Genomic DNA, 26,618 nt, shown 5'->3' with positions numbered 1-26,618 from the left:
TATGAGAGTAAAGAGTCTTAACTTCAGAAAAATACTTAAACTCACCAAACGCTACGTGCACCGGAGAGGACAGGCTCTAGAGCTTTATCCACTGAAGATTTTAAAAGGATATTTGGAGAGATAAAACAGGCAGTTGGTAGTTATGAGAGGACTAAGAGCTTTCAGATAGCTCAGTTATTTGTATTAGCTAAGTTTTGTCTATTCAATCTCTGGGTTCTTTTCTTATTCCTCTGGATTTTTCAAACAGCCTTACTTCGTATGTGTCAAATTGTTTCTTAAAAGAACGATAATATTTTTAATGATAGGGACTTTTCCCTGATGCCCCACAATAGCCGTCCCCTCGGCTGCAGAGCAGCTTGAAAGCCCCTCCTTTGGGAGGGGTTCCTTTAAGGGTATAATTTTCTTATGGTTTTCTTCATTTTCGTTATTTTCTTCTTGATTCCTTCTGTTTCAAGGGCTCTACCTTTAAAAAGTGCAGAGCTCTTTATTAGTTCCATTAAGACGGGTAATTTCTGTTCAGAAGATTTTAGGGAGCTCTTTAAAACAGACCTGAGAGAGCCTTCTCTTCTCCTCTACATAGATAGCTGCTCTGTTTCAGAAGGTGTTCCGGAGCCGAAGAACCTATACGGGAAGCTGAAGTTGGCTTCCCTTTTAAGGAAGGAAGGAAGAGAAAAAGAAGCGAGAGAGCTCTACCTAAAGGTTTTCACACTTACCGATGACCTTGACGAAGACGTTCTTATGGCTAACAGGGGTAACACCTCTTACCTGTTCAAACCAGAGGTTTTAAGGAAAAAGGTTTGGCTGGCTGCAAAGAACGGAGATACAGATACTGCACTGTTCTACCTTTCCTACCTAAGGGAAGACCCTTACTACACCTACCTTTTGGCTTATACCCTTTTGAAAGAGGGAAAGAGAGCTCCCGCCAAGACCCTGTTTTCCGGTTCTCTCCCCGATGAGCGTTACCTCTTTCTGATGTTTCTCTCCCAAAGTTTGGCGGAGAAGTTTGAATTCTACAGGGAACTTATAGAGAGTTCTGACAAAATTTCTTTTAAGAGGACAGCAACAGTCTACATTTTAGACAAACTGTTTAACAAGGATTTGGGGCTTTTTAGGAGGGCTCTCTCCTACGCCAAGGCTTTCCCTGACATTTATAACTATTACCTGTCGCGCTACTATGCCTTTACAGGAGACTGTAAGAGTTTAGAGAGGTTAAAAAGTTCTTCAGAAACCGCTAAAGTTCTGTATGCGATTTGCGTTGGAAGGAAGTGGAAAAGTTCAGACATTGATTTCTATACGCTCCTTCTCTCCCCTCCGAAAAAGTTCCCTTACGAAAAGAGAAAGGCTTTTTCAGAGCTTAGGCTGAGAGATAGAGGCTTAAAGTTCCTCTACAAAAAAGGTTACTGCGATGCTATTTCTTTTATAGACAGACCTACTCCACAGAACGCTTTAGCTCAATACCTGTGTAGTAACTACAAGCTCGGAATAAAGCTTGCAGTTCCTTTTAAAAGTAAGTTAAACAAGTATCCCTACCTTTTCCCTGTTCTCTACCCAAAGCCTTCCGTTTTTGGAGACGACCTAATCTCCCTCTCTATTGCGAGGCAGGAGAGTTTATTTGACGGGAGAGCCCTCTCAAGGAGCGGGGCAATAGGCCTTATGCAGATAATGCCCCGAACGGGAAAGCACATTGCCGGAAAACTGAAAGTTAAGAATTTTAAAGTTCACTACCTCTACAAACCCGAAGTTAACTATAGGTTCGGCTCATACTACATCCATTCTCTATTAAATGAGTTTAAGCTCTTTCCTTTAGCAGCTGCAGCCTACAACTTTGGGCCTTCACGGGTAAAGAAGGCTATAAAGAGTTTCGGAAAGATTGAAACACCGGAAGACCTAATAATCTTTAACGAGGTTTACATTCCTTTTCAGGAAACGAGGGATTACGTTAAAAGAACTTATGTTAATTTATACTACTACTCAAACTTGTATGGGAAAGGGAAAGAGTGGAAGATTTTCTCTCATCGCTGATAGAGGACGGGTATAAGAAAAACACAATAGATACCTACAGGCGGGTTCTTCGCTACTTTCAGAGTTTTTTAGACCTTTACGGTTACGAACTTACGGACTTTGACGAAGACAAACTCTACGGTTACTTCTCTACAAGGTATAAAACGGAAAAAAGCTTCAGAACTGCTATGTCTGCAATTCAGCACTACTTGAAGTTTAAGGGAATAAAGAGAAGGCTTAAGTTTACTCCACCGGAAACGGCAGAGTTTCAGGAGTTCAGGCCTATAGCTAAAGAAGAGCTTGACTTTCTCTACTCCCAGCTATCCCGTTTAAAGTCTGAGGACTTAAAAACCGCCCTTATGATGATTTTCAGACTGGGACTTTCACCTGCAGAGATAGGGAAACTGAAAGTAAGTTCTTACGGCTACTTTATGGGAATTCCCGTTTTACAGGAGAAGAGGATAAAGCGGTTCGTTATAGACGACGAGATAAAGGAGAGACTTGAGTCTATTAAGTCAGAGAAACTTCCTATAGCTCCTCTTTTAAACGTAAGGCCGGCAACGGTTAAGGTAACCTTTCACAGGATAATGAAGCAGCTGGGCTCAAAACTGACAGTTGCTGACTTTAAAGACAACTACGTTGCAGAGCTCCTTAAACTTGGTCTCCCCTTAGACATAGTTGTAGAGTATTCAGGAAGGAGTTTAGAGAGGGTTTCATACATAAACAGGCTTTTAAACCTTCAGAGTAAAGCTGAAGTTATTGAGAAGAAGCTGAGGAAGAAGGATTAGTCAGTTGCAACTGTCAACCTTACACTTCGGTTAAGTGGGAAGACCCTTGAGATGAAGAACTCTTCTCCGTCGGTAAAGGTTGCAACTTCTCCAAGCCTTGAGAGCTCCAAAATCGCCAAAAAGTGGGTGATTGCCTCTAACCGGCAGGAGCTCCTCTCAATCAGCTCTGAGAACGGGAAGAGGTATTTCTCCTTCATTAAGTTTCTTATCTCTTCAATCTTGTCTGAGACTTTAAAAGACTCTGAAGAGAGTTTTATTCCTACTTTGAGTTTTGGTGGTTTTTTCCTTTCAAGGATGTTTATAAAAGCGTTTTTTAAGTCTTCTACAGTATTTGCTATCTTAACTTTATCCTGAAACTGGAAGATTAAGTCTGAAGGGTTGTGTTTAAAGAACTTTGCCTCTTTCTCTTCTAACTTTTCAAGTTCTTCTGCAGCCCTTTTTGACTTGAGATACTCTTCAATAATCTGAACGAGCTCTCTCCTCGGGTCTTCTTCCTCTTCCCTTGGAATTAGGTATTCTGACTTTATCCTTGCAAGGGTTGCCGCCATTAAGAGAAACTCTGAAGCAAGGGGTATGTTTAACTCTTGCATCTGGTAGATATAGTTTAGGAATTCCTCTGTAATTTCCGCAATGGGAATGTCGTAAATGCTCACTTCCCGTTTCTTTATGAGGTAGATGAGCAGGTCTAAAGGCCCTTCAAATACTGGAGTTTCTACCTTTATCGTCATCTATCCCCTTATTGCCGCTATGAGGTTGGCAAACTCTGTGGTGAGGAGCTCCATAACGTCGTCTATGGAGATTAAACCTACAAGTTTACCGTCCTTATCTACAACGATTAACCTTCTTACGGCAGCGTTTCTAAAGGTTTTGGTAAGCTCAAAGAAGGTTGCGTCCTCACTTATCGTAATTGGGTCTTTCGTCATCACCTCCCTTACGGGAGTATCTGGAAATTTTTCTCCACCAACGACCCTTATGGCGATGTCCCTGTCTGTTATTATTCCTACAGGTTTGTCTCCCTCAATAACGACCAAGCTTCCCACCATCTTATCTTCCATTCTTTTTGCTGCAAGCTTAACCGGATCGTCTGGCTCTATAACAACAACCTTTCTCCTTATTAGGTCCTTAACCGGCATCTCTCCCTCCTGAAAGAACTTTCTTTTCAAATTTTAAGTTATGTAGCTTAGTGTGGAAGTTTCAAGGTGAAGTTCTTAATTGGTAGCCCTGTTCTTTGGACTCTCAAAGAAGAGGAGGGATTACCCCTCCTTTGATATTTCCTTGAGGATTAGGACGTAGCGGGGATGGTTGATGTTATACATTGCAGGGAACTTCTGGTAGATAGGCCCTGCGTAGATTGTCTTTCCGTTTTCATTAACCTCTACAAGTATCGCCGGGTTTTGTGGCTCGTTTGAGCCGGAGGTGTAGCCGTTATCTAAAACAAGGTGTGGAACTATGTAGAGAACTTTAATCTCAAGTCCTCCGTACTTGACGGTCTCTCCGTTGTGAACCTTAAACTCTTTAACCGTCTTTCCGGAAGCTTTGTCTACTATGTCAACTGTTGCGCTTTTCCAGGTTTTTGTTACCTCTTCAGGAATTCTTATGGGCCTGTCAAACTTTGTCAAGTTCTTGCTCGTGTGCATTGACATTAACTCCTTATCTACCTGAGGGTGCCCCGGTGGGAGTTCCTTGTTAAGTGGTGGATGTCCGGGTGGAAGTTCAGGGTGTCCTGGTGGTAGGTTCTGATTCTGGTTTTTCTCTTCAAGTGAAGTTAGAGGTTTTGGCATAGGAGCTCCCTTTTCAGCCTTTGGAGCTTCGCTCTTTTTAACTTCCTCTTTTTTACCACACGAGGAAACGGCGGCGGTTGACATTCCTACTAAAAGGGCAAGAACTGCTACTCTCAGTTTCATCGCACTCTCCTTAAAGGTTGATTTAAAAAGCTATTCTATCAAAGAGTCTTTTATTGGAATTTTCTATTTAAGCTATAGGTTAGTTAAAATTCTATCCGATTAACCTTCAGGAGGTAGCATGGAGAGGCGGGAGTTCTTGAAAGTAGCCGGTTTAACCGTTTTGGTCGGAGCAGGAGTTAAGTTAGAGAGCTCCTCTGCAAAGGAGGAAGTCTTTAAGCCTGTTCTCATATTTGATCAGGGAAGGTGTATGAGTTGTAAGGCCTGTATGGCCGCCTGTCAGCTGGAGCACGGTCTCAACGAAACTCCTGAGGTTAACCTCTTCTGGATAAAGGAAAAAGAGGTAGGAGAGTATCCTAAGGCTAAGCTCGTTTTCAGCCAAGAAAACATTTGCGTTAACTGTTTTGACCACCCTTGTGTCTCTGCCTGTCCCTTTGGGGCGATTTCCGTTAAAGAGGGCGGAGTTGTTGTTATTGACGAGGATAAGTGTACCGGTTGTGAAAAGTGCGTTCCCGCCTGTCCCTTTGACGGGATAGTTATGGACAAGGGAGACAAGGCGAGGAAGTGCGACCTCTGTTTTGAGAGGGCGGTTAAGGGAGGAGACGTTCCCAGGTGCGTCTCTGTTTGTCCCAGCGGAGCTCTCATCTTCGGAAACCTCTACAGACCTACGGGGCCTCTGGCAGAGCTCCTTAAGGCAAGGCCGGAGGTTAGTAGGGTTCTCCTAAAGAGCCACCACGCTGAAATCCTTCCGGAGGTTGAGAAGGTTAACCCTTACTCCTACCCTGAGACGAAAAAACCCGAAGGTGACAGGATAGTCAATACGGTCTGCCTTGCCTGTAATGCCCGCTGCGGACTAAGGGTAACTGTTAAGGACGGAAAGCTCGTTCAGGTTGACGGAAACCCGTATCACCCCTACAACCGCTCAGGTAAGGAGATTTTCTATGACACTCCCGTTGAGGAGAGCTTTAAGTCAGTTGCAACTACCTGTGCAAAACCGCAAATGGACAACGACTACCTCTATAACCCTTACAGGATTACCCAGCCCTTAAAGAGGATCGGAAAGAGGGGAGAGGGTAAATTCAAGCCGATTAGCTGGGAACAGCTCATAAGGGAGGTTTCAGAGGGAGGATACCTCTTTAAGGAGATTGGGGATAACCGCTACTACCCGGGAATTAAAGACGTTCTTTCCGACGAACCCGTTGACCCGGGAGCTCCTGAGTTTGGCACAAAGAGGAACCAGCTTGTCTGGTTTACAGGCCGCTCACAGGGTGGAAGGAGCCACTTTATAAAGAGGTGGATATTTAACTCAATTGGCTCAAAAAATTACATCTCTCACACCGATATCTGTGGAATCGGTTTCAGGATGGGTAACTACGCCCTGTCAGACGGGAAGCAGGTTGAGTTTAAAGCAGACTACTGGAACAGTAAATACATGCTGGTTTTCGGTTCAAACATCTACTCTGCCCAGCAACCCGGAGTTAACACCTCCGGAGCGATAATTGCAAGGAGGATTGCCGCCGGAGAGTTAAAGCTCGTCCTTATAGACCCGAGAGCTCCCAAAGCCGTTGCCCACGCCCACAGATGGCTTCCGGTTAGGCCGACTAAGGACGGAGCTCTTGCAATGGGCTTTATCAGAGTGATGCTTGAAAACGGCTGGTATGATAAAGACTTCCTCTCAATTCCCTCAATGAAAGCTGCTAAAAGAGCAAAGAGAAATGTCTACACGAACGCAACTCACCTAATAATCGTTGACGATAAACACCCGGAATTCGGAAGGGCTTTAAGAGTTAAAGACGTTAAAGGCCTTAAGGGCAGAAAAGAGGAAGAGGTTGTTATAGACCCAAAAACAGAATCTCCTGTTTCGGCCTCTGAGGTTGACAGAGCTCTCCTTGAGTGGGAAGGTGAGGTAGACGGTGTTAAGGTTAAAACCGCCTTTCTCCTTATGAAAGAGAGCGTAATGAAGCACCCGCTTTCCTTCTACGCTAAAGAGTCCGGAATAGACGAGGAGACAATTAAAGAGGTTGCAAAAGAGTTCTGGGAACACGCACCCTATTCAGTGGCTTTTGCCTATCACGGAGGAGGAAACTACGTTGGAGGGACATACGCAAGCTACGCCCTCTCAATGATGAATGCCCTTGTTGGGAACATAAACAGGAAGGGTGGATACCTCTGTAGAGGAAAGGGAGCTGCAAACTGGCAGAAAGGACTTTACGACCTTAAAAACTTCCCAGGAATGAGGAAGCCAAAGGGAGTTAAAATTTCAAGGGAGAAGGCGCGCTACGAGGATACAACGGAGTTCAAGAAGAAAGGATATCCGTCAAAACTCCCGTGGTTTCCCTTTACAAAAGGTGGCCTTTCAGTCTCTGCAATCTCTGGAATTGACCAGAAATACCCCTACCCGGTTAAGGTGGTTATTACTTACTTTTCAGACCTCATCTACAGTATGCCCGGTGGAAGAAGGTTTATTAAAACCCTCAGTGACCCAGATAAAGTTCCACTCTACATCTCAATAGACACGACGATAAACGAGACCAACATCTACGCAGACTACATCGTTCCAGACGTTACCTACCTTGAAGGGCACTACGGCTTCCTCACTCCCCACGCTCCCGGCTGTTGGTTTACGGCAGTAAGGACTCCTGTTGTTGAGCCGTTAACAGGAAGGACAGAGGATGGAAGGCCGTTCTGTATGGAGACTTTCATCATTGACGTTTCAAGATACTTGAAACTTCCGGGCTACGGAGAGAGGGCGATTCCCGGGAAAGACGGTAAACTCTACCCTCTGATAACGCCTGAAGACTACTACCTTAGGGGAATTGCAAACCTTGCTGAGAACGCGAAAGTAAGGAAAGCTCCCAAAGAAGAGGTTGACTATGTTGAGAGGAACTACTATGTCGCCAAGTTTAAGAGAATCCTTCCTAAAGAGCAGTGGGAAAAGGTCTGCACAGTCCTTTCAAGGGGAGGAGTTTTCAGACCTTACGAGGAGACCTTTGATGAGAACGGAAACTTCAAGTTCGGAATTCCAAAGGTCTGCATCTGGAACGAGAAACTTGGAACCAGCAGGAACTCGTTAACGGGAGAGAGGCTCTGGGGGACCCTCAGGTATTACCCGTCAACTACCTACTTCGGAAAGCCTGTTGAGGAAGTAGACAAAGACTATCCATTCAACGTAATCACCTACAAATCTGCACTTCATACACAGTCAAGGACAATTGTCTACAACCAGGCACTGGTTTACGACCCGGACTTTGAGCTTAAAGTCAACCCTAAGGACGCCGAGAGGTTAGGCCTAAAAGAGGGAGACAGAGTAAGGGTTTACTCAAGGAGCAATAGAGAGGGAGTTGTTACGAAAGTCAAGATTACAAACCTCGTTCGCCCTGGAGTAGTTGCCTACTCCCACCACTTTGGCCACTGGCAGCACGGAGCTTCTCCCGTTTACATAGAGAACGCCGAAAAGGTCATGTTGGGAGGTAAAAAAGTAGCCGAAGGTAACTGGACGAAGGTTTCTCCAAGTAGAGGGGTAGGAGTTACGATGAACAGGCTTACGAGGAGGGACGAGGAGCTCTACGACCTTCCTTTAGTTGAGCCGATAGGCGGTATTCCGGACTTCAGCAGCACCAAAGTCAGGATTGAGAAGCTTAAGGAGGGCTAAGATGAAAAAGCTTTTAGTTTTAGCGACACTTTTCTTTTCAACTGCTGCTTTTGGAGCTACCTACCAGCTTACAGAAACGGTTGACGTAAAACCTCAACCTAACGCAAAGCTTGTTGAGGTTTGGATTCCCGTTCCCTACGAGAACCGTTGGCAGAAGGTAAGAAGAATAGAGGTTGACTCTCCTTATCCGTTTACCCTTCAGAGGGAAAGTGAGTACGGAGACCGTTTTGTGTACATCAGGAAAGAAGGCGGGGTAAAAGAACCTTTTAGGGTAAAAGTGAAAGTGGTTGTTGACAGGAAAGAGGTTTCCCCTACGGAGAGGAGCTGCCCCGTTCCCCTTCGTTACTACCTATCAGACAGGTTAGTTCCCGTTGAGAAGTTCAGGAAACTTGCAGAGAGGATAACCGCTGGGAAAAAGACAGACCTTGAGAAGATGAGTGCAATCTACGACTACGTCGTCTCCCACATGAAGTATCAGAAAACCGGAACAGGTTGGGGAAGGGGGGACGCCATTTGGGCTTGTTCTGCAAAACACGGAAACTGCACAGACTTCCACTCTCTTTTCATTGCCCTCTGCAGGGCTGCAGGAATCCCTGCCCTTTTTGAGATTGGAATTCCCGTAAACGGAGACGGTGTGGTTAAGGGTTATCACTGCTGGGTTTTGGCCTTTCCAAAAGGTTACACTTATGGGATTGACGCCTCTGAGGCTGCTAAACACCCTGTAAAGAGGAGTTACTTTTTCGGCCACCTGTGTGACCACAGGATAGGAATTACGAGGGGAAGGGACGTTCTCCTATCACCTGTTCAGCACGGGAACAGGCTCAACTTTATCTATAAGGCTTACGAAGAGGTTGACCTTCAGCCAGTAGACGGCGTTACAACTACCTACACCGTTAAGAAGCTAAAGTAGTTTTAGGGGGAGCTCCCCCTTTATTTCAACTCCACTTTACCTTCAAACCCTGAGAAAACCCTTGACAACTTCCCGCCGTTTTATATTTTTATTACCAGCAATTAGCACTCATCTTGGGTGAGTGCTAACAAAACCAAGGGAAGAGGAGGGCGAGATGAAGCTGAAGCCGCTCTACGATAGGGTTGTAGTTAAGAAGATTGAGATGGAGCAGAAGACTGCTGGAGGAATCATCCTTCCTGACACGGCTAAGGAGGAGTCCCAAATCGGAGAGGTTATCGCCGTAGGAGAGGGACGGCTCCTTGAGAATGGTGAAATCAGGCCACTCAAAGTTAAGGAAGGAGACAAAGTTCTCTTCAGCAAGTATGCCGGAAACGAAATTAAGGTTGACGGCGAAGAGCTCCTTGTAATCAGGGAAGAGGACATCCTTGCAATCGTTGAGGAGTAATTAAAAACCACTGAGAGGGAGGTGAGAGATGGCTGGAAAGGAAATTATCTTCGGCAATGAGGCAAGGCAGAAGATAAAGGCAGGTGTAGATAAACTTGCAAACGCCGTTAAGGCTACAATGGGTCCTGGTGGAAGGAACGTTGTTCTTGAAAGAAAGTTCGGCTCTCCACTTGTTACAAAAGACGGCGTTACTGTTGCTAAAGAGATAGAGCTCCCAGACCCTGTTGAAAACATCGGAGCTCAGCTCGTAAAAGAGGTTGCTCAGAAGACTGCTGACAAGGCAGGTGACGGAACAACTACTGCTACAGTTCTTGCTCAAGCCATCTACAGCGATGGCCTTAAGTTCGTAACTGCAGGAGACAACGCCATTGAACTCAAGAGGGGAATTGACGAGGCTGTTAAGGTAATCGTTGACGAGATCAAGAAGATCGCTAAGCCCGTTGAAACAAAAGAGCAGATTGCTCAGGTAGCTACAATCTCTGCAAACTACGACCGTGAAATCGGCGAGCTCATCGCCGAAGCTATGGACAAGGTTGGTAAGGAAGGTGTAATTACCGTTGAGGAAGCTAAGGGTCTTGAGACAACCCTTGAAGTAGTTGAAGGTATGCAGTTTGACAGAGGATACCTCTCTCCATACTTCGTGACAGACCCAGAGAAGATGGAGTGCGTTCTTGAGAACCCATACATCCTCATCTACGGTAAGAAGATTAGCAATATCAGAGAGCTCCTTCCAGTCCTTGAGGCAGTAGCAAGGGAAGGAAGACCGCTTCTCATTATTGCTGAGGATGTTGAAGGTGAAGCTCTTGCTACACTCGTAGTTAACAAGCTCCGTGGAACCCTTCAAGTATGTGCAGTTAAGGCTCCTGGATTTGGTGAGAGAAGGAAGGCAATGCTCCAGGACATTGCAGTTCTCACAGGTGGAACTGCAATCCTTGAAGACCTTGGAATCAAGCTTGAAAACGTTACACTTGACATGCTCGGTCAGGCCGACAAGGTCGTTGTTGACAAGGAGCACACGACAATCATCGGCGGTAAGGGTAAGCCGGAGGATATTGAGGCAAGGATTAAGCAGATTAAAGCTGAACTTGAAAAGGCAACATCTGAGTACGACAAAGAGAAGCTCCAGGAGAGGCTTGCTAAGCTTGCAGGTGGAGTAGCAATCATCAAGGTTGGTGCTGCAACTGAGGCTGAGCTTAAGGAGAAGAAGGCCCGTGTTGAGGACGCACTACACGCAACCAGGGCTGCTGTTGAGGAAGGTATCGTTCCCGGTGGTGGAACAGCTCTTCTTGCAGCAGCTACGAAGCTTGACGACCTTGCTAAAGAGCTTGACGAGAAAGGTGAGGTTGACAAGAAGCACGGAGTTGAGATTGTCAAGAAGGCTGTTGAGGCTCCACTAAGGCAAATTGCAGACAACGCCGGTTATGCTGGGCAGGTAATCGTTGAGAAGGTTAAAGAGCTCATCAAGGAGAAAGGCGTTGAGTGGGGCTTCAACGCAAGGAAGGGTGAGTTTGAGAACTTAGTTGAGGCTGGAGTAATTGACCCTGCTAAAGTTGAAAGGGTTGCTATTCAGAACGCTTCCTCTGCAGCAGGTCTTCTCCTTACAACTGAGGCTACAGTAACAGAGATTCCTGAGAAAGAGGAGAAGACTCCGGGTGGAGGAATGCCTGAGTTCTAAGGTTTAAGAAGAGTTAAAAACTGAGGGCGCCTTCGGGCGCCTTTTTTTATTTAAGGCCATCTCTTCCTTGTTTCCTGAGGTTGAGAGCTCTCATCTTTAGCTCATGGGCGAAGGGAAACTACCGTAAAGCCTCAGACATTGCTGTTTACGGAGAGGGATTCAGTTTCAGAACTATCCTCAGGCTTAAGGGGGCGTTTGAGGGGAGCTCTAAGATAGGGGTTAGTCTGAAACCACTCTGTTTTTCCCTTCTTTCTTTGCCCTGTAGAGCCTTTCGTCGGCCAGCTCTATTACCCTTTCTGCTTTTCCACCTTCTCTGCAGTCGGCAACGCCGAAGCTTACGGTTAATCTTCTTCCCGGGAAACTGAAATACCTGCTTTCAATAATTCTTCTTAGCTTTTCTGCAACAAACTTGGCGTTTTTCTTGTCCGTGTTCGGAAGAACTATCAGAAACTCCTCTCCGCCGTATCGTCCTACAAAGTCGTTTCTCCTTAGGTTTTCCTTTAGGATTTCTCCTACCTCTTTTAAAACCCTGTCTCCTGCCTGGTGCCCGAAGACGTCGTTTATCTGTTTAAAGTTGTCTATGTCTGCCATTATTACGGAGTAGGGAGCTTTGCTGCAGTCAATTGACTTTAGCCGAGAAAAGAGAGTTCTCCTCGTCAAGACTCCCGTTAGGTAGTCTATGTCTAAGAGTGTGCTGAGCTCCTCTCTATACTTGTCTAAGATAAACCTGTATAGGGCTGCTACCGTTGAAAAGACCAAGTAAGCTGCAAAGGCGCTGAACCCCAACCTGTATGTTTCCAAAGTGAAGAGGACGTAGCTGTCGTCAAAGAGCTGGAAGGAGAATATCAGTGACACTAAAAAGATTGGGGTGTAGGTGAAGAACATAAACGTTTTAAACTCAAAGAGCATACTGGCAAGTAGTGGAATAAGAGGAAACCAGTAGAGGCTGTATATCTCTCCCTTTATCAAGTGAAAGCAGAGAATAGCCGTAAGGGCTACGATTGAGATTACGGCTGAAACGAACGGTTTTCGGAACTTTATGAGGAATAAAAGGGCAATCAGATAGAGGGATATAGATGTAACGTTTCCCCAGAAGGAGGGTCTGTTTCCTGCAAAGAACTCTAAACCGATAAAGACCAGCTCAACGATAAGTCCTGTAACTACTGTAAGCAGACTAAGGAAGGTCTTACAGCTCTCAGAGAGCTCCGTTGATTTAACAGTTTTTGAGAAGCAGTTTAAAGTTTTCTTAATCACTCTGAAACTCCGACTGTAAAGAGGGGAGAAAACTCCCCTCTAAAACGGGTAAAGACAGTTTTTAAGAGTAGAGTTCTTCAAGCTCTGGGTAAAGTGGGTGTTTTCCGCATATTTCAAGGACTTCCTGTTTCACCTTCTTTATAACAGACTCGTCGTTTATGTTCTTGAGAACTTCAGCTATCAGCTGGGCGATTTTTCTTGCCTCGTCCTCTTTCATTCCCCTTGTTGTAATTGCAGGGGTTCCAATCCTGATTCCGCTGGTTACGAACGGGCTTCTCGTGTCAAATGGAATCGTGTTCTTGTTAACGGTGATGTTTGCCCTTCCAAGGGCTGCCTCTGCCTCTTTTCCCGTTATTCCCTTGTCGGTTAAGTCAACTAACATAAGGTGGTTGTCCGTTCCGCCTGAGACGAGTCTGAACCCTTGACGCTGGAGCTCTTCTGCCATAACCTTTGCGTTCTTAACCACCTGTTCCTGATACTTCTTAAACTCTTCGGTTTGAGCCTCTTTAAAGGCAACGGCCTTTGCTGCAATTACGTGCATTAGGGGACCGCCCTGTAGGCCTGGAAATACTGCTTTATCAATGTCCTTTGCAAACTCCTCTTTACACATTACAACTCCGCCCCTTGGTCCCCTGAGGGTTTTGTGTGTCGTTGTGGTAACGAAGTGGCAGGCTTCAACTGGTGAGGGGTGGAGTCTTGCAACTACGAGTCCCGCTATGTGAGCTATGTCTGCAAGGAGGAGAGCTCCCACCTCGTCTGCAATTTCTCTGAACTTGTCAAAATCTATAACTCTCGGGTAGGCAGAGGCTCCGCAGATTATGAGCTTAGGCTTATGCTCCTTTGCAAGCTGATAAACCTGGTCAAAATCAATTGTTTCCGTGTCCTTCCTTACTCCGTACTGAAGTACGTTGAAATACTTACCGGTCATGTTTACTGGGGAGCCGTGGGAAAGGTGCCCACCGTGGGAAAGGTTCATTGAGAGAATAGTATCTCCGGGCTTTAGAACTGCTAAGTAAACTGCCTGGTTTGCCTGAGAACCTGAGTGGGGCTGAACGTTTACGTGGTCTGCTCCAAAGAGCTCTTTACACCTCTTTATCGCAAGCTCCTCGGCAATGTCTACGCACTTGCATCCCCCGTAATACCTCTTTCCGGGGTAGCCTTCGGCATACTTGTTCGTTAAAACTGAACCTTGGGCTTCCATAACTGCAGGTGAAGTGAAGTTCTCAGAGGCAATGAGTTCAAGGTGTTCGTTCTGTCTCCTATACTCACACTTTAGCGCCTCAAAGATTTCAGGGTCAACTGCCTTAAGGTGCTTCATCGTCTATTCCTCCACATTCGTTTTGCTCTATCCGGTGAATCTTGTTGACTCTCCTTTCGTGCCTTTCCCCTTCAAAGGGAGTCTCAAGCCACGCCTTTACTATTCTCTTTGCAAGCTCGTCCCCTAAAACCCTTCCACCTAAACAGAGGACGTTTGCGTCGTTGTGTCTCCTGCTCATCTCTGCTGCGTAGGCGTTGTAGCAGAGGGCGGCCCTTATTCCACGAACCTTGTTGGCGGCGATTGAGATGCCTATTCCCGTTCCGCAGATGAAAATTCCTCTGTCTGCCTCTCCGTTTACGATTCCCTTTGCCGCCTTGTAGGCAAAGTCCGGGTAGTCAACGGACTCCTCGGAGTAAGTTCCGTAGTCAACGTACTCAACTCCGAGTTCCTCAAGGTAGGATTTGATAACCTCTTTTAGTCTGTATCCTCCGTGGTCGCAGGCCAGGACTATTTTCATAACTTTCCTCCTTGAGAGTTAGCCGAATTATATTACTTCAGGGAGATTAGATGAGACTAAAGCTCTACGTAACAGGTGTTGTTCAGGGAGTAGGTTTTAGGCCCTTCGTTTACAGGCTTGCAACGGAGCTTGGGCTTAAGGGCTACGTTCTAAACAGTGAAACCGGGGTTGTTGTTGAAGTTGAAGGAGAAAAGGGACTTTTAGAGGAATTTCTAAGAAGGCTTCAGGTTGAAAACCCTCCTGCTTCTAAGATTTTCAGTATAGATAAGAAGTTTTTAGACGAAGTCGGCTACGAGAATTTCGAGATAAGGAAGAGTGAGAAAAAGGGGGAAGTTCAGGTTGCCGTCCTTCCAGACCTTTCAACCTGTAAAGAGTGTCTACAGGAGCTCTTTGACCCTAAGAACCGGCGGTATAGGTATCCGTTTATCAACTGCACAAACTGTGGTCCAAGGTTTACGATTATCCTCTCCCTACCCTACGACAGGCCGAACACCACCATGAAAGATTTTGAGATGTGCCAAAAGTGTAGGGAAGAGTATGAGAACCCTTTGGACAGGAGGTTCCACGCCCAACCAAACGCCTGTCCCGTATGTGGTCCCCACGTTTGGCTTGTTAACGAGAAGGGAGAGAAGTTAGCAGAAAGAGAAGAGGCTTTAGAGACTTTGGTCAAATGGTTGAAAGAAGGAAAAATACTGGCAGTTAAGGGACTCGGCGGCTTTCACCTTGTCTGTGATGCAACGAACGAGGAGGCTGTTTCAGAGCTCCGCCGCAGAAAGAGACGCCAGGAGAAGCCCTTTGCCGTTATGTTTAAAGATCTTAAACAGGTTAAGGAGTTTGCAAATGTAAGTTTCCTTGAGGAGATAGCTCTAACCTCTGTAGAGTCTCCGATAGTCATTCTTAACCAAAAGGAAAACAGTAAGCTTGCACCGTCTGTTTCGCCAGATACAAAAACGGTTGGTGCTTTTCTTCCATATACCCCCCTTCACCACTTAATCCTCAGGGATTTTGGGAAACCGATAGTTGCAACCAGCTGTAACCTTACAGACGAGCCGATAATGTTTAAGAACTCTGAAGTTGAGAGAGTTTTGGGGGACTTGGTTGACGGAGCTCTCTTCCACAACCGTGAGATTGCAAGGAGGTGTGACGACTCAGTTGTTAAGGTTATGGGGGGAAGGGTCGTTCCATTCAGGCGCTCAAGGGGATACGCTCCACTTCCCGTTCTTCTTCCGTTTAGCCTAAAAAGACCCGTCCTTGCGGTTGGCCCACACATGAAGATTACCGTAGCCCTCGGTAAGGGAAGCAGGGTTTATATCTCCCAACACATCGGAGATGTGGACAACGTAAAGGCAGAGGAGTTCTTTAAGGAGACTGTTAGAGATTTGACGGAGCTCTTTGAGGTAGAGCCGGAGGTTGTCGTCTCAGACTACCACCCGGGATACTTTACAACGAAGTTTGCGAAAGAGGTTTTTGGAGATAGGTTGGTTCAGGTTTACCACCACCACGCCCATGCCATTTCTGTTATGGCTGAGAACGAGGTTCCTTTAGATTCAAAACTATTAGCCTTTACGTTTGATGGAACGGGCTACGGAAACGACGGGAAAATCTGGGGAGGGGAAGTTCTCATCTCTGGCTACACGGAGTTTGAGAGAGTTCTCCACCTTAAATACTTCCCCCTTCCTGGGGGCGACAGGGCTGTAAAAGAGCCCTACAGGGTTGCCATTTCGCTTTTAAAGGCGGTTGAAGAGGAACCTGAGAGGTTTTTAAAGGTTGAGCCCCAAAAACTTTCCCTCGTTTCCCAGATGATTGAGAGGGGAGTAAATTCTCCGTTAACCTCAAGTATGGGAAGGCTTTTTGATGGAGTCTCTGCAATCTTGGGGATTCGCTACGCCGTCAACTACCACGCCCAAGGAGCTATTCTCCTTGAAGAGGTCTCTTCACGATCAAGTGAGACCGGTTTTTACCCGTTTAGAATAGAAAACAAAGAAATTGACTGGAGAGATTTGATTTCGGCCGTTCTCTCTGACGTTAAAAAGGGCCTTTCCCCTTCAGACATTGGAATGAAGTTCCACAATACAGTGGTTAAAATGGTAGTTGATTCCGCTCTTTTACTCAGGGAAAAGACGGGTTTTAATACCGTTGCCCTCTCAGGTGGGGTTTTCCAGAACAGGATTTTGACTGAGAAGTGTTTGAGGGAGCTCCCAAACCACGGTTTTAAAGTTTTGGTCCATCAGGTTGTTCCACCAAACGACGGTGGGCTCTCTTTAGGTCAGGCAGTTTACGGAGGTCTGGTTTGAGGAAAGTTGTAAAACTTGAGGGAATTCCCCTTACTGAAGGTCACTCAGGACTCTATTTAGAAGTAGAGGACGGGACTGTAAGGAGGGGAATCTACTACGCCCTTGTTCCGGTAAGGGGTTTTGAGATTCTCCTTTTGGGAAAAGACGCCCGAGTAGCTCCAACGATAACCACGCGAATTTGCGGTCTCTGTCAGGTAACCCATGCAATAGCATCTGCAAGAGCTGTTGAGAACGCTGCCGGAATTGAAGTTCCACCTGAAGCAGAGAAGTTAAGGGAAGTTTTGGGGCTTGCCGTTAGGATATACAACAACCTTCTCCACCAGATAATCGTCTCTGAAGACCTTTTTTCAGACAAAAAAGAGCAGCTTGCTTTTATAAGGGAACTCCAGGAAGTTAGAAAGTTTGCAGGTATGGTTCTTGAAACTGTAGGAGGGGAGATTATCCACTCTCCAAACGTTAAAGTGGGAGGGATTTCTGAACCTTTGGAAGAGTTTGTGAAAGAGAAGATACTGGCGGAAATTGAAGGGACTTTTTTAAAGCTCAAGAATAGTTTCTCTCTCTTTAAGGAGAAGTTAGATGAGCTGTGGAAGGGAAAGGGGCTTTCTGAAGATTTCGGGAGACACGACCTTAGCTACTTTGCGACAGACCTTTTCTACGGAAATGACCTTGATTTTGACAGGTTCTCTTTCGTTCTTCCTCAAGAAGTAGTGGAAGGAGGACTTAAGAGGAGGGTTTCAAACCTGTTCCCTTTAATTGACGGAAGTCCTGTTGAGACGGGACCAAGGGCAAGGGCAGTTCTCTTTAAGGGATACAGGCCCAAAGGAGGGGTGAAGGAGCTCCACCTTCTACGAGGAGAAGAGAACATTGAGGCTTTAAGGAGAATAGGCGAAATTCTTGAGAATAATCGGTTTGACGGGAAGCTTTGGAACAGAAAGACCCCCTCTTCAGACGGGGAGACCTTGGGAGTTGGCGTTCACGAAGCCCCGAGGGGAACGAACGTTCATGCTGTGAAAATTGATAAATCTGGAAAAATTTTATATTATAAAATTGTAGTTCCAACGGAGATTAATTTCTTTGCAGTGAGTGAGGCTTTGAAGGGAGCTCCCGCCAAGAAGGTGGAGTTTATAGTGAGGGCTTACGACCCCTGTATTGTCTGTGCAGCCCATTAAGGGGGTAAGATGTTTTTCAGGGACAAAATTTTTGAGGAAGAAGACCTAAAGCTTAAGGTGGGATTCCTTCACTTCTCAAGTTGCTCCGGGTGTCAGGTGGCCTTTTTAGACATGTTTGAAGAGGCCGTTGAGATACTTGATACCGTTGAGCTTGTCTACTCAAACATGCTCACAAAGAGACGAGATCTTCCCCATATGGACGTTGCCTTCGTTGAGGGAGCTCTCTGCGTAGAAGATCCTCACCAGGTTAACCTCATAAGGGAACTTAACAAAAAGGCGAAAATTATTGTTGCAGTTGGAGGATGTGCCTCTTTCGGAGGAGTGAGGAGACTTTCCTGTGGGAACCAGCTTCCCCAACCTCAGCACCAAACCTTCGTTCCCATTACAGAAGTTGACTTTCTAAAAACGAAAGTGAAGTATGCTATTCCTGGATGTCCCCCAAACCCTTCACTCCTTTACAGCTTTCTACTTGCACTTTTAGAGGTCAATGAAGATTTCCTGCTTCCCTTTGAGCTAATTACTTCTTCAACTAAAGCTTCTGGTTTTGACATAATTTCTGAAGTTGTTAATAAAGGATTTTGCGTAGGCTGTGGAACCTGCTCAACTGCTTGTCCTACTCGAGCTATTTCGTTTAACAGAAAGTGTGGAAAGCCGACTTTCAGTGCTGATCTCTGTGTTCACTGTGGTTCCTGTTTAGCTGCTTGTCCTCAGAGTTTTAAACCTTATCCTCAGCCTATCTATACGTAGGAGTTTAAAGATGGTAAGTCTAAACCGCCGTTTCTTAATAGGAAACTTCAGGGGGGCTTTTGTAGTTGAAGGGAGAGGAAAAAATCCTGTTGAAACTATTTTTAAGCTTATGCTTGACCACAGTTTTATAGATGGTCTTTTAACCTGCAGTAAAGAGGGGGATAGCCCGAGGTTAATTTTAAAGAGTAACGAAGTGGAGCTCCCCTCAAAAAACACCTGCTTTGGCATAAACTCACTTTTAAAAAAGGCCATTCAGAAGTATAGGTTTTCACGGCTTGCCGTTTACGCTCCCGCCTGCTCTTTTGACGGCCTCAACAAAACCCAGTATTTCGGAATAGGTTGTAACTGGACGAAGACGGCAATCTCTCTGAAGGTTGGGTTTCTGTGTCCTGGTCTTCTAACGGAGAATGGTTTTACAGTTGAAGTTACCGATTTAGCCGGAAGACCTTTAAGGGTAAAAAGGTTTTACTTTGATGGTGGAGAGCTCTTCTACCTGCTTGAGGACGGAACTGGGCTGAAAGTTCTCCCTTCCGTTCACCACCACTACACAAACAGCGCCTGCCGTTACTGTCTGAACATGGCTGCAAAGGGAACGGACATTACCTCTGTTAACCTTAGGGATGAGGATAGAGCCCTTCTCATAGTGAGAAGCGAAAGGGGATGGAGTACCCTTGCCCATCTTCAAAAAGCCTCTCCAGGAGAGGTTCTTTTTAGGAAGGCTGACGAAAACCTCTTAACGGAGGTTGAACATTTCCTTAAGGAGAAGGTTCTTCTCAACATAGCCGACATTGTTGAAAGGGTAGAACTTGGCCTTCCCGTTCCTAAGTGGAGTGACAACAAGCTGAGGAAGTTCTATCGCATTTGGAACTCGGTCGATATAAACTTTGAGGAGGAGGTGTTCTAATGGCTACTTTAACTGAAGTAGAAGAAAGGGAGCTCCTTGAGAAAGCTGAGCTTTTAAAAGTTTTGGGTCATTCTGAAAGGCTTGCAATTGTGCTTCTTACCCTTGACAAGGAAATGTGCGTTAAGGAGTTAGTTGAAGTTTTGGGTATCTCTCAACCTAAAGTTTCCCAACACGTTGGTCTTATGAAAGAGCTTGGGATTCTCTCTTTTAGAAAGGAGGGAACAAAAGTCCTTTATAAAACTACCAACAACATTGTGAGAGAATTGATAGATATACTCTTTTGAAACTTTTATGGGGAGGGAGCAATTTAATTTTTCTATTTGGAATGTTCCTGCTTTGTTTTAACGGAATTGAGATATAAAAATTCTTTATATTATTACTTATGATAAGCACTAAATAAATTTCTAAAAATAGAAAATTAGCATAACGTTGACATCTTAATAAGCTTATTCTAAAATGAAAAGCAAAGGGCAAACAAACTATACAGGAGGGCACCATGAACAGAAGCCTTTTTATGGGGGGAATACCGGGGACGATGTCCCGTAGGGGTTTCCTCAGAGCCTGTGCCATAGCTACAGCTGCAATGGGACTTCCTATGGAGATGGTTCCAAAGGTTGCCGAAGCGGCCTCAGACCCCAAAAGGCCCAGCGTTGTTTGGCTTCATTTTCAAGAGTGTACCGGGTGTTCTGAGAGCTTGCTGAGGGCATCCCACCCAGACATCGCAACACTCATCCTTGACCTCATATCCCTTGATTACCACGAAACCCTTTCAGCAGCAGCAGGAAAGCAGGCTGAGGAGAACCTTGAAAAGGCTATTGAGAGAGGGAACTACGTTCTTGTAGTTGAGGGAAGTATCCCTCTAAAGGACGGAGGAGTTTACTGTAAGATTGGAGGTAAGACTGCTGTTAACATTCTAAAGAGGGCAGCAGAGAAAGCAGTTGCAATTATTGCAATTGGAACCTGTGCATCCTACGGTGGCGTTCAGGCAGCAAGGCCTAACCCAACGGGAGCTGTTGGAGTTTCAGACATAATTAAGGACAAGCCAATAATCAACGTTCCAGGATGTCCACCAAACCCCCACAACTTCCTTTCAACGGTTCTTTACTTCCTTACATTTAAGAAGCTTCCACCAACGGACAAGTTTGGAAGGCCGCTCTTTGCTTACGGAAGGAAGGTTCACGACCACTGTGAAAGAAGACCACATTTTGACGAGGGTCGTTTTGCTGAGCAATTCGGAGACCTTGGCCACAGAATGGGTTTTTGCCTTTACAAAGTTGGATGTAAGGGACCTGAGACCTACTCCAACTGTCCTGTTATCAGGTTTAACGACGTAGAGGTATGGCCGGTTTCCGTTGGTAACGGATGCTACGGATGTACCGAGCCAAACTTCTGGGATACTATGACTCCTTTCCACAAGAGGCTGCCTAACGTTAAGATACCTGGAGGCGGTGAGGGAATCCAGACCAGTGCCACGAAGGTTGGAAAAGCTGCCCTTGGAGTTACGGCGGCAGCCCTTGCAATCCACGCTGGTGTTGGTGTAGCTAAAAGGCTTGCAACAGGTTCAAAGTCTGAAGAGTAAAAATTTTAAAAACCCGGATGGGGAGGTAAGAAATGGCAAACAGAGTAGTAGTTGACCCGATTACGAGGATTGAGGGTCACCTTAGGATAGAGGTTGTTCCGGAGAACGGCTTTATAAAAAATGCTTATTCCTCTGCTCAGATGTGGAGGGGAATTGAGGTTATCCTTCAGGGAAGAGACCCAGACGACGCTTGGATGTTTACTCAGAGGATATGCGGTGTCTGCACAACAGTTCACGCTATAGCTTCAGTTAGGTCTGTTGAGAACGCCCTTCAGCTTGAAATCCCTTACAACGCCCAGATGGTTAGAAACCTAATCATTGCTGCCCACGCACTCCACGACCACATTGTTCACTTCTACCACCTTTCAGCCTTAGACTGGGTAGACGTAGTTTCTGCCTTAAAAGCTGACCCGCACAAGGCTGCGAAAATTGCAGAGAGCTACCAAAGCTGGAAGCTTAACGGAGCTCCGATATTCAAAGCAGTCCAGGATAAGCTCAAGAGGTTTGTTGAGAGCGGCCAGTTGGGGCCCTTTGCCAACGGTTACTGGGGACACCCTGCAATGAAGCTTCCACCGGAGGTTAACCTCATCGCAGTGACCCACTACCTACAGGCCCTTGACTTCCAGAGGAAGGCTGACCAAGCCATTGCTATCCTTGGTGGTAAGAACCCACACATCCAGAACCTTGCAGTAGGTGGTGTTTCCACTGCAATTAACCCAGACAACGAAGCAACCCTTAACATGGAGCGCCTCTACTACATCAGGCAGCTCCTTGAAGAGGTTAGGGATTTCGTCCACAACTGCTACGTTCCAGACGTTATTGCAGTAGCCGCCTTCTACAAGGATTGGCTTCAGTATGGAAGGGGTGTTGACAACTACCTTGCAGTTCCAGACTTACCTCAGGATACAAAGGGAGAGGTCTTTGACCTCCCTGGCGGAACGATTTTCGGCGGAGACCTCTCAACGGCTAAGCCGATTAAGAGCTTCAACGACGAGTACTTCATTAAGAACGTTAGAGAGAACATTACCCACTCCTGGTATCAGGGAAGCTGGACAAGGCATCTTTGGGATGAAGAAACAGTTCCAAACTACACAGATATGCCCGGCGGTTACGTAGATCCTAACGGTAAGTACTCCTGGGCTAAGGCTCCAAGGTTCATGAAGGGGAATGAATACGTTCCAATGCAGGTGGGACCACTTTCTCAAATTCTTGTTGGATATGCCCTTGGCCACAAACTCACCAAGAAATACGTTGATCAGGCTCTCTCTGACCTTAAGAGCGTTCTCTCACTCCTTGGAGAGAGTGCCGATGGAGTTGATGTTAACGTCCTCCAGTCAACTCCAGGAAGACACCTTGCAAGGGCTCTTAGGGCTAAGGTCATCTCCGACCTTGCACTGAAGCAGTGGGAGCAGCTTGTTGATAACATCGGCCGTGGAGACCTGGAGATATACAACCCACCAAGCTACCCAGCTGGAGAGGTTAAAGGTTGTGGATTCCACGAGGCTCCAAGGGGAACACTCTCCCACTGGACTGTAATTGAGAACGGTAAGATTAAGAACTACCAGTGCGTTGTTCCTTCAACCTGGAACTCTTCCCCGATGGACGATAAGGGACAGCACGGCCCATACGAAGCTTCTCTCATTGGAAACCCACTTGCAGATCCGGAGAAGCCCCTTGAGGTTCTCAGGACTGTTCACTCCTTTGACCCGTGTATCGCCTGTGCAGTTCACCTCGTTGACCCAGAAGGTAACGAGATTACAAAGGTTAAAGTTCTTTAAGGGAGGGAGTTCCCCTCCCTCCTAAAGCCAATGAGGAGGGAAAAATGGCTGTTTACGAGAAGAGGTACGTTTGGAGTATACTCCTGAGGCTCTTCCACTGGACGTTTGCTCCTTCAATATTCACACTCATCGTTACAGGCCTCTACATCCACTGGCCTTGGACAAACACGTGGCTTGAGGGTAGCCACCAGTTTACAATGGCAACAATGCGCTGGATTCACTTTATAGCAGGAATGCTCTTTACCTGTGCTGTTATTACAAGGCTCTACCTGTGGTTCTTTGGAAACAGGTATGAGAGGATTTGGGACTTCCTTCCCATAAGTGGAAGGAACATTAAGAACCTCTTCTCAACTCTCCTCTACTACGCCTACCTTACAGACCACCACGAGGAGAGGTTGGGACACAATGCTCTTGCTGGAACTGCTTACTTCTTTACGATTCTCTTAGCTATTGCCCAGTTCATCACAGGACTTTACCTTCTCTACCCTGAGAACAGCTTCTTCGTATCTTTAGGTTCCGCCCTCTTTGGAACTCAGCAGGAGGCAAGGTTTATCCACTACATCCTCAACTGGTACTTTGCTTGGTTTGCCCTCGTTCACATCTACATTGTTGTCTGGAACGACATCAAGCATCCAGAAGGCCTTATCTCTTCAATATTTGACGGCTTTAAGTTTGCTAAGAAAGAGCAGTAGGTTCTGATTTTGACATCACGGTTGGGGGAGTTTTCACTCCCCCATTTTTAATTTGGAGGAAAAATGAAAGTAGGTTTCATGGGAGTTGGAAACGTTCTGCTAAGAGATGAGGGATTTGGCGTAAAGCTCCTATACCTTATGAAAGCAAGGTATGAATTTCCTGAAAACGTTGTTTTAATAGACGGTGGAACAGCAGGAATTTTCCTTTCCCCTGAAATTGATTACCTTGATAAGCTCCTTATAGTTGACGTCGTAAAGGCAAAAGGAAATCCAGGTGATATAAAGGTCTACGAGAAAGAGGACTTCTTCATTGACCGTTTACCTTTAAAACTCTCCCCTCACCAGCTTGGACTTCAGGAAGTTCTTCTTCTAAATGAAATTAAGGGGACGTGTCCTGAAGATGTAAAGCTTTTAGGGATAATTCCAAAGTCTATAGAGACGGGGACAGGATTGACGCCTGAGCTTGAGGCAAAACTTCCTGAAGTTGAGGAAAAGGTTTTAGAAATTTTAAAGAGTTGGGGAGTTGAACCTAAATTGAAGGAAAAACCTGAAGACCCGAACATTTGGTGGGAAAAGAAATTAAAGGAGGCTTAAATGTGCGTTGGCGTTCCTATGAAGGTTGTTGAGATTGACTACCCTATGGCCGTTGCGGAGGCTAAGGGGGTTAAGAGGACTATAAGCCTTATGTTTTTACCTGAAGATGAAGTGAATGTTGGTGACTACGTTATGGTTCACGTTGGAAACGCAATTGAGAAGATAGACGAAGAGGCTGCGCGGGAGATATGGCAGGCCTTAGATGAGGTTTTAGAAGTCCTTGAGAAAGAAGGTGGGTGATGCACGAGACCTCAATAGCTATGGGACTCCTTGACTCCCTCAGCGATATGGCAGAGAGGGAGAATGCAAAGAGAGTTCTGAAGGTAAAGGTAAGAATAGGGAAACTTTCGGGGATTGTCGTTGATTCCTTCGTCTTTGCCTTTAACGCCCTAAAAGAGCAGTATCCCAAGCTCTCGTCTACGGAGTTCTACGTTGAAGAAACTCCTATCCGGTATAGGTGTAGAGAGTGTGGAGAGGAGTTTGAGGTTGAGTCTGTCTTTTTTCCAGAGTGTCCCAAGTGTGGGTCTGTGAAATTGGAGCTCCTTTCTGGAGAGGAGCTTGAAGTGGTAGATGCAGAGATAGAGGTGTAGATGGAGGTAAAAGAGATTTTTAACAGTGACTTTGCCGTTTACTACGAAAAAGTCATAAACAGGCTCTCAAGTCCCGTTCAGGTAAACAGGTGGAGGAGATACTTAATAAGGGAAGCCCTTTCAGTTGCTCAAAATCCTAAGGTAGTTGTTGACTTCTGTTCTGGTGCCGGGAATATTGGGGAGCTTCTTCTGAAGGAATCACCTCAGTTTAAAGTTGTTAACTGCGATATAAGTAAACCTCTTCTGAGACTTGCAAAAGAGAGGCTGAAGAATAAGGGAAGCTACATCTGTTCGGACAACAGGTTCTTCCCTCTGAGGGACTCTTCTGTTGACGTTCTTTTCTCATCATTCTGCGTGAGGAACTCTCCAAACCCTGAGTTGACGGTTTTAGAGGCCTCAAGGGTTCTAAAAGAGGGTGGAGTTTGGGCAGTTTTAGACTTCTTTAAACCTCACAAAGAAAGTGTCTATTTTACCGTAAACAACCTGATGTTCAAGGGATTTATGAGCCTAACTAAGTTTACAACTAGAAGAAAAGAAGCGATAGATTACCTGTTTGAATCAATAGAGAACTTTTACACGCTGGAAGAGTTTGTGGAGCTCCTTGAGAAAAACGGGTTTTCAGTCGTTTCAGTAAGGGAGTTTATGGGAGGAGTTGCCGAGGGAGTAATAGCAAAAAAGGAGGTTAAAGATGTGTGACGTATGCGGATGTGGCCAGCACAACCATGAACACAACCACTTTGTAGTTTCAGACGACACAACTAAAAAGAACGTTGAGATTAAAAAGAGCCTTCTCAGTGAGAACGACAGGGTTGCCCGCTCAAACAGGGAGCACTTTGATCACCACGGAGTCCTGGCAATAAACCTGATAAGCTCTCCAGGTTCTGGTAAAACCACTCTCCTTGAAAGGACGATTGAATCTTTAAAGGACGAGTTTAAGATTGGAGTATTAGAAGGAGACATTGAAACCGAAAGGGACGCTGAAAGGGTTAGGGCAAAAGGAGCTGCTGCTGTTCAGCTGACTACTGGAGGTGCCTGCCACCTTGAGGCTCCCCTCGTCCACAAAGGCTTTCACGCCCTTGAGAAGCAGATGAACGGATATCCAGATATCCTCTTTATTGAAAACGTTGGAAATCTTGTCTGCCCATCTTCCTTCTACTTGGGAGAACACATAAGGGTCGTTCTTATCTCCGTTCCGGAGGGAGAAGATAAACCGGCTAAGTATCCAAAAGCTTTTAAAACGTCTGACGTTTTTATCATCACAAAGGCAGACCTCCTTCCCTACTTTGACTTTGATGTTGAGAAGGTAAAGGAGGAAGCCCTTTCCCTAAACCCAAACCTTAAAATCTTCGTAGTTTCCTCAAAAACTGGAGAAGGACTTGAAGACTGGTTTAACTTCTTAAGAGAGAAGGTTCAGGAGAGGAGAGCTCCCGCCGTTAAGTAGGGGGCTCCTTCGTTTTTAAGCTAAAGGTGTTTCTGGATATGGTTGTAGATTGGCACTCTCTCTTTTGCTGTGCATATAATTAAGTATGGATAAACCCATTCTTAATGGAGTTTATGGTGAAAGTAAGAAAAACGATTACTTTGTCTCAAAAGGCAGTAAAAGATCTTGAAACATTAGCAAGGTCTTACGGTAAACCTTACAGTGTTCTTATAGAAAATCTAATAGAGAGAGAAATGGAAGAACTTAAGCGAAGGAGAAGAAAGGAAGCCATTGAATGGATAAAAGCTAATAGGAAATATTTTAAAAGGGCGATAGGAAATAAGACTTTTCAGGAGCTAAAAACGGAGATTGGAGGTTGAACTTTAGAAAAGTTTTTTTGGAAGATAAGTCTGAATTGTTTACAAGTTGTGACTCAATAACTACCGTCTA

Annotated in this window: 26 protein-coding genes and 1 pseudogene; 21 read left to right on the top strand and 6 right to left on the bottom strand. The window is 45.7% G+C overall.

Annotated elements, in window-relative coordinates; genetic code table 11:
• Positions 1-108 precede the first annotated feature (108 nt).
• The 3 genes and pseudogenes from ACZ424_RS03800 to ACZ424_RS03790 form a co-directional block, all read left to right on the top strand.
• Positions 109-279, top strand: a pseudogene (locus ACZ424_RS03800) (IS5/IS1182 family transposase); the annotation flags it as partial.
• Positions 280-405: 126 nt separating this feature from the next.
• A complete protein-coding gene (locus ACZ424_RS03795) occupies positions 406-2,022 on the top strand; it encodes a lytic transglycosylase domain-containing protein (protein WP_464905189.1) in 1,617 nt (538 codons plus the stop codon).
• Positions 1,998-2,789: a site-specific integrase gene (locus tag ACZ424_RS03790; RefSeq protein WP_464905188.1), complete on the top strand. Its 792-nt coding sequence runs from the start codon at positions 1,998-2,000 to the stop codon at positions 2,787-2,789. Before ACZ424_RS03795 ends, ACZ424_RS03790 begins: the two co-directional genes overlap by 25 nt.
• Here the strand turns inward: ACZ424_RS03790 and ACZ424_RS03785 are convergent.
• The 3 genes from ACZ424_RS03785 to ACZ424_RS03775 all read right to left on the bottom strand — a co-directional run bounded on the left by ACZ424_RS03785 (position 2,786) and on the right by ACZ424_RS03775 (position 4,693).
• Positions 2,786-3,517, bottom strand: a complete 732-nt coding sequence (locus ACZ424_RS03785) for a segregation and condensation protein A (RefSeq protein ID WP_464905187.1) — start codon at positions 3,515-3,517, stop codon at positions 2,786-2,788. The two genes, ACZ424_RS03790 and ACZ424_RS03785, sit on opposite strands and share 4 nt — an antisense overlap.
• The gene (locus tag ACZ424_RS03780; RefSeq protein ID WP_464905186.1) at positions 3,518-3,922 is read right to left on the bottom strand and encodes a CBS domain-containing protein; all 405 of its coding nucleotides are present in this window, start codon (positions 3,920-3,922) and stop codon (positions 3,518-3,520) included.
• 120 nt (positions 3,923-4,042) lie between these two features.
• The gene (locus ACZ424_RS03775; RefSeq protein WP_464905185.1) at positions 4,043-4,693 is read right to left on the bottom strand and encodes a DUF2155 domain-containing protein; all 651 of its coding nucleotides are present in this window, start codon (positions 4,691-4,693) and stop codon (positions 4,043-4,045) included.
• A gap of 118 nt (positions 4,694-4,811) precedes the next feature.
• Between ACZ424_RS03775 and ACZ424_RS03770 the strand changes: the two genes are divergently transcribed.
• From ACZ424_RS03770 to groL, 4 genes are all read left to right on the top strand, one after another.
• On the top strand, positions 4,812-8,342 hold the full coding sequence (locus ACZ424_RS03770) for a 4Fe-4S dicluster domain-containing protein (RefSeq protein ID WP_464905184.1): 3,531 nt from the start codon (positions 4,812-4,814) through the stop codon (positions 8,340-8,342).
• 1 nt (position 8,343) lies between these two features.
• Entirely contained in the window at positions 8,344-9,252 is a 909-nt protein-coding gene (locus tag ACZ424_RS03765; RefSeq protein WP_464905183.1) for a transglutaminase-like domain-containing protein, read from the top strand.
• A gap of 154 nt (positions 9,253-9,406) precedes the next feature.
• On the top strand, positions 9,407-9,697 hold the full coding sequence (gene groES, locus ACZ424_RS03760) for a co-chaperone GroES (RefSeq protein WP_464905182.1): 291 nt from the start codon (positions 9,407-9,409) through the stop codon (positions 9,695-9,697).
• A gap of 28 nt (positions 9,698-9,725) precedes the next feature.
• Positions 9,726-11,372, top strand: a complete 1,647-nt coding sequence (gene groL / locus ACZ424_RS03755; RefSeq protein WP_464905181.1) for a chaperonin GroEL — start codon at positions 9,726-9,728, stop codon at positions 11,370-11,372.
• A 219-nt stretch (positions 11,373-11,591) separates the two neighbouring features.
• Here groL and ACZ424_RS03750 read toward each other — a convergent pair whose 3' ends face one another.
• The 3 genes from ACZ424_RS03750 to rpiB form a co-directional block, all read right to left on the bottom strand.
• Positions 11,592-12,626 carry a GGDEF domain-containing protein gene (locus ACZ424_RS03750; RefSeq protein ID WP_464905180.1) on the bottom strand — a complete coding sequence of 345 codons (1,035 nt, stop codon included), beginning with the start codon at positions 12,624-12,626 and terminating at the stop codon, positions 11,592-11,594.
• Positions 12,627-12,687: 61 nt separating this feature from the next.
• A complete protein-coding gene (locus ACZ424_RS03745) occupies positions 12,688-13,944 on the bottom strand; it encodes a serine hydroxymethyltransferase (RefSeq protein ID WP_464905179.1) in 1,257 nt (418 codons plus the stop codon).
• Positions 13,931-14,401, bottom strand: a complete 471-nt coding sequence (rpiB, locus tag ACZ424_RS03740) for a ribose 5-phosphate isomerase B (protein ID WP_464905178.1) — start codon at positions 14,399-14,401, stop codon at positions 13,931-13,933. The genes ACZ424_RS03745 and rpiB overlap by 14 nt, the downstream gene beginning before the upstream one ends.
• A gap of 50 nt (positions 14,402-14,451) precedes the next feature.
• Here rpiB and hypF point away from each other — a divergent pair, with 50 nt between their 5' ends.
• From hypF to ACZ424_RS03670, 14 genes are all read left to right on the top strand, one after another.
• On the top strand, positions 14,452-16,695 hold the full coding sequence (gene hypF, locus ACZ424_RS03735; RefSeq protein WP_464905177.1) for a carbamoyltransferase HypF: 2,244 nt from the start codon (positions 14,452-14,454) through the stop codon (positions 16,693-16,695).
• The gene (locus ACZ424_RS03730; protein WP_464905176.1) at positions 16,692-17,864 is read left to right on the top strand and encodes a nickel-dependent hydrogenase large subunit; all 1,173 of its coding nucleotides are present in this window, start codon (positions 16,692-16,694) and stop codon (positions 17,862-17,864) included. The genes hypF and ACZ424_RS03730 overlap by 4 nt, the downstream gene beginning before the upstream one ends.
• A 9-nt stretch (positions 17,865-17,873) precedes the next feature.
• Positions 17,874-18,611, top strand: a complete 738-nt coding sequence (gene frhG, locus ACZ424_RS03725; RefSeq protein WP_464905175.1) for a coenzyme F420 hydrogenase subunit gamma — start codon at positions 17,874-17,876, stop codon at positions 18,609-18,611.
• A gap of 10 nt (positions 18,612-18,621) precedes the next feature.
• Positions 18,622-19,515, top strand: coding sequence for a Coenzyme F420 hydrogenase/dehydrogenase, beta subunit C-terminal domain (locus ACZ424_RS03720; RefSeq protein ID WP_464905174.1), 894 nt, complete (start codon positions 18,622-18,624; stop codon positions 19,513-19,515).
• Entirely contained in the window at positions 19,515-19,799 is a 285-nt protein-coding gene (locus tag ACZ424_RS03715; RefSeq protein WP_464905173.1) for an ArsR/SmtB family transcription factor, read from the top strand. Before ACZ424_RS03720 ends, ACZ424_RS03715 begins: the two co-directional genes overlap by 1 nt.
• Positions 19,800-20,011: 212 nt before the next feature.
• Positions 20,012-21,094 carry a hydrogenase small subunit gene (locus ACZ424_RS03710; RefSeq protein WP_464905172.1) on the top strand — a complete coding sequence of 361 codons (1,083 nt, stop codon included), beginning with the start codon at positions 20,012-20,014 and terminating at the stop codon, positions 21,092-21,094.
• A 32-nt stretch (positions 21,095-21,126) separates the two neighbouring features.
• Positions 21,127-22,872 (top strand): nickel-dependent hydrogenase large subunit, encoded by a 1,746-nt coding sequence (locus ACZ424_RS03705; protein ID WP_464905171.1) that lies wholly within the window; start codon positions 21,127-21,129, stop codon positions 22,870-22,872.
• Between the two features lie 44 nt (positions 22,873-22,916).
• The gene (gene cybH / locus ACZ424_RS03700; protein WP_464905170.1) at positions 22,917-23,564 is read left to right on the top strand and encodes a Ni/Fe-hydrogenase, b-type cytochrome subunit; all 648 of its coding nucleotides are present in this window, start codon (positions 22,917-22,919) and stop codon (positions 23,562-23,564) included.
• Between the two features lie 63 nt (positions 23,565-23,627).
• Positions 23,628-24,158, top strand: coding sequence for a HyaD/HybD family hydrogenase maturation endopeptidase (locus tag ACZ424_RS03695; protein WP_464905169.1), 531 nt, complete (start codon positions 23,628-23,630; stop codon positions 24,156-24,158).
• Positions 24,159-24,398: a HypC/HybG/HupF family hydrogenase formation chaperone gene (locus ACZ424_RS03690; protein WP_464905168.1), complete on the top strand. Its 240-nt coding sequence runs from the start codon at positions 24,159-24,161 to the stop codon at positions 24,396-24,398.
• On the top strand, positions 24,398-24,748 hold the full coding sequence (locus ACZ424_RS03685) for a hydrogenase maturation nickel metallochaperone HypA/HybF (protein ID WP_464905167.1): 351 nt from the start codon (positions 24,398-24,400) through the stop codon (positions 24,746-24,748). Before ACZ424_RS03690 ends, ACZ424_RS03685 begins: the two co-directional genes overlap by 1 nt.
• Positions 24,749-25,444, top strand: coding sequence for a class I SAM-dependent methyltransferase (locus ACZ424_RS03680; RefSeq protein WP_464905166.1), 696 nt, complete (start codon positions 24,749-24,751; stop codon positions 25,442-25,444). It begins immediately after the preceding gene.
• A complete protein-coding gene (gene hypB / locus ACZ424_RS03675; RefSeq protein ID WP_464905165.1) occupies positions 25,437-26,189 on the top strand; it encodes a hydrogenase nickel incorporation protein HypB in 753 nt (250 codons plus the stop codon). The genes ACZ424_RS03680 and hypB overlap by 8 nt, the downstream gene beginning before the upstream one ends.
• Before the next feature lie 116 nt (positions 26,190-26,305).
• On the top strand, positions 26,306-26,548 hold the full coding sequence (locus ACZ424_RS03670) for a ribbon-helix-helix protein, CopG family (RefSeq protein WP_464905164.1): 243 nt from the start codon (positions 26,306-26,308) through the stop codon (positions 26,546-26,548).
• Positions 26,549-26,618: the final 70 nt, after the last annotated feature.

It is taken from the genome of Thermovibrio ruber, from assembly GCF_055380895.1.
The sequence above is the reverse complement of the archived record's forward strand: the minus strand, read 5'-3'. Positions and strand labels throughout refer to the sequence as shown.

Bases quoted from the DNA above. Each gene is read 5' to 3' on its own strand.
- ACZ424_RS03795 (WP_464905189.1), top strand. From the start codon at position 406: ATGGTTTTCTTCATTTTCGTTATTTTCTTCTTGATTCCTTCTGTTTCA.
- ACZ424_RS03785 (WP_464905187.1), bottom strand. From the start codon at position 3,517: ATGACGATAAAGGTAGAAACTCCAGTATTTGAAGGGCCTTTAGACCTG.
- ACZ424_RS03780 (WP_464905186.1), bottom strand. From the start codon at position 3,922: ATGCCGGTTAAGGACCTAATAAGGAGAAAGGTTGTTGTTATAGAGCCA.
- ACZ424_RS03775 (WP_464905185.1), bottom strand. From the start codon at position 4,693: ATGAAACTGAGAGTAGCAGTTCTTGCCCTTTTAGTAGGAATGTCAACC.
- ACZ424_RS03770 (WP_464905184.1), top strand. From the start codon at position 4,812: ATGGAGAGGCGGGAGTTCTTGAAAGTAGCCGGTTTAACCGTTTTGGTC.
- ACZ424_RS03765 (WP_464905183.1), top strand. From the start codon at position 8,344: ATGAAAAAGCTTTTAGTTTTAGCGACACTTTTCTTTTCAACTGCTGCT.
- groES (WP_464905182.1), top strand. From the start codon at position 9,407: ATGAAGCTGAAGCCGCTCTACGATAGGGTTGTAGTTAAGAAGATTGAG.
- groL (WP_464905181.1), top strand. From the start codon at position 9,726: ATGGCTGGAAAGGAAATTATCTTCGGCAATGAGGCAAGGCAGAAGATA.
- ACZ424_RS03745 (WP_464905179.1), bottom strand. From the start codon at position 13,944: ATGAAGCACCTTAAGGCAGTTGACCCTGAAATCTTTGAGGCGCTAAAG.
- rpiB (WP_464905178.1), bottom strand. From the start codon at position 14,401: ATGAAAATAGTCCTGGCCTGCGACCACGGAGGATACAGACTAAAAGAG.
- hypF (WP_464905177.1), top strand. From the start codon at position 14,452: ATGAGACTAAAGCTCTACGTAACAGGTGTTGTTCAGGGAGTAGGTTTT.
- frhG (WP_464905175.1), top strand. From the start codon at position 17,874: ATGTTTTTCAGGGACAAAATTTTTGAGGAAGAAGACCTAAAGCTTAAG.
- ACZ424_RS03720 (WP_464905174.1), top strand. From the start codon at position 18,622: ATGGTAAGTCTAAACCGCCGTTTCTTAATAGGAAACTTCAGGGGGGCT.
- ACZ424_RS03715 (WP_464905173.1), top strand. From the start codon at position 19,515: ATGGCTACTTTAACTGAAGTAGAAGAAAGGGAGCTCCTTGAGAAAGCT.
- ACZ424_RS03710 (WP_464905172.1), top strand. From the start codon at position 20,012: ATGAACAGAAGCCTTTTTATGGGGGGAATACCGGGGACGATGTCCCGT.
- ACZ424_RS03705 (WP_464905171.1), top strand. From the start codon at position 21,127: ATGGCAAACAGAGTAGTAGTTGACCCGATTACGAGGATTGAGGGTCAC.
- cybH (WP_464905170.1), top strand. From the start codon at position 22,917: ATGGCTGTTTACGAGAAGAGGTACGTTTGGAGTATACTCCTGAGGCTC.
- ACZ424_RS03695 (WP_464905169.1), top strand. From the start codon at position 23,628: ATGAAAGTAGGTTTCATGGGAGTTGGAAACGTTCTGCTAAGAGATGAG.
- ACZ424_RS03690 (WP_464905168.1), top strand. From the start codon at position 24,159: ATGTGCGTTGGCGTTCCTATGAAGGTTGTTGAGATTGACTACCCTATG.
- ACZ424_RS03685 (WP_464905167.1), top strand. From the start codon at position 24,398: ATGCACGAGACCTCAATAGCTATGGGACTCCTTGACTCCCTCAGCGAT.
- ACZ424_RS03680 (WP_464905166.1), top strand. From the start codon at position 24,749: ATGGAGGTAAAAGAGATTTTTAACAGTGACTTTGCCGTTTACTACGAA.
- hypB (WP_464905165.1), top strand. From the start codon at position 25,437: ATGTGTGACGTATGCGGATGTGGCCAGCACAACCATGAACACAACCAC.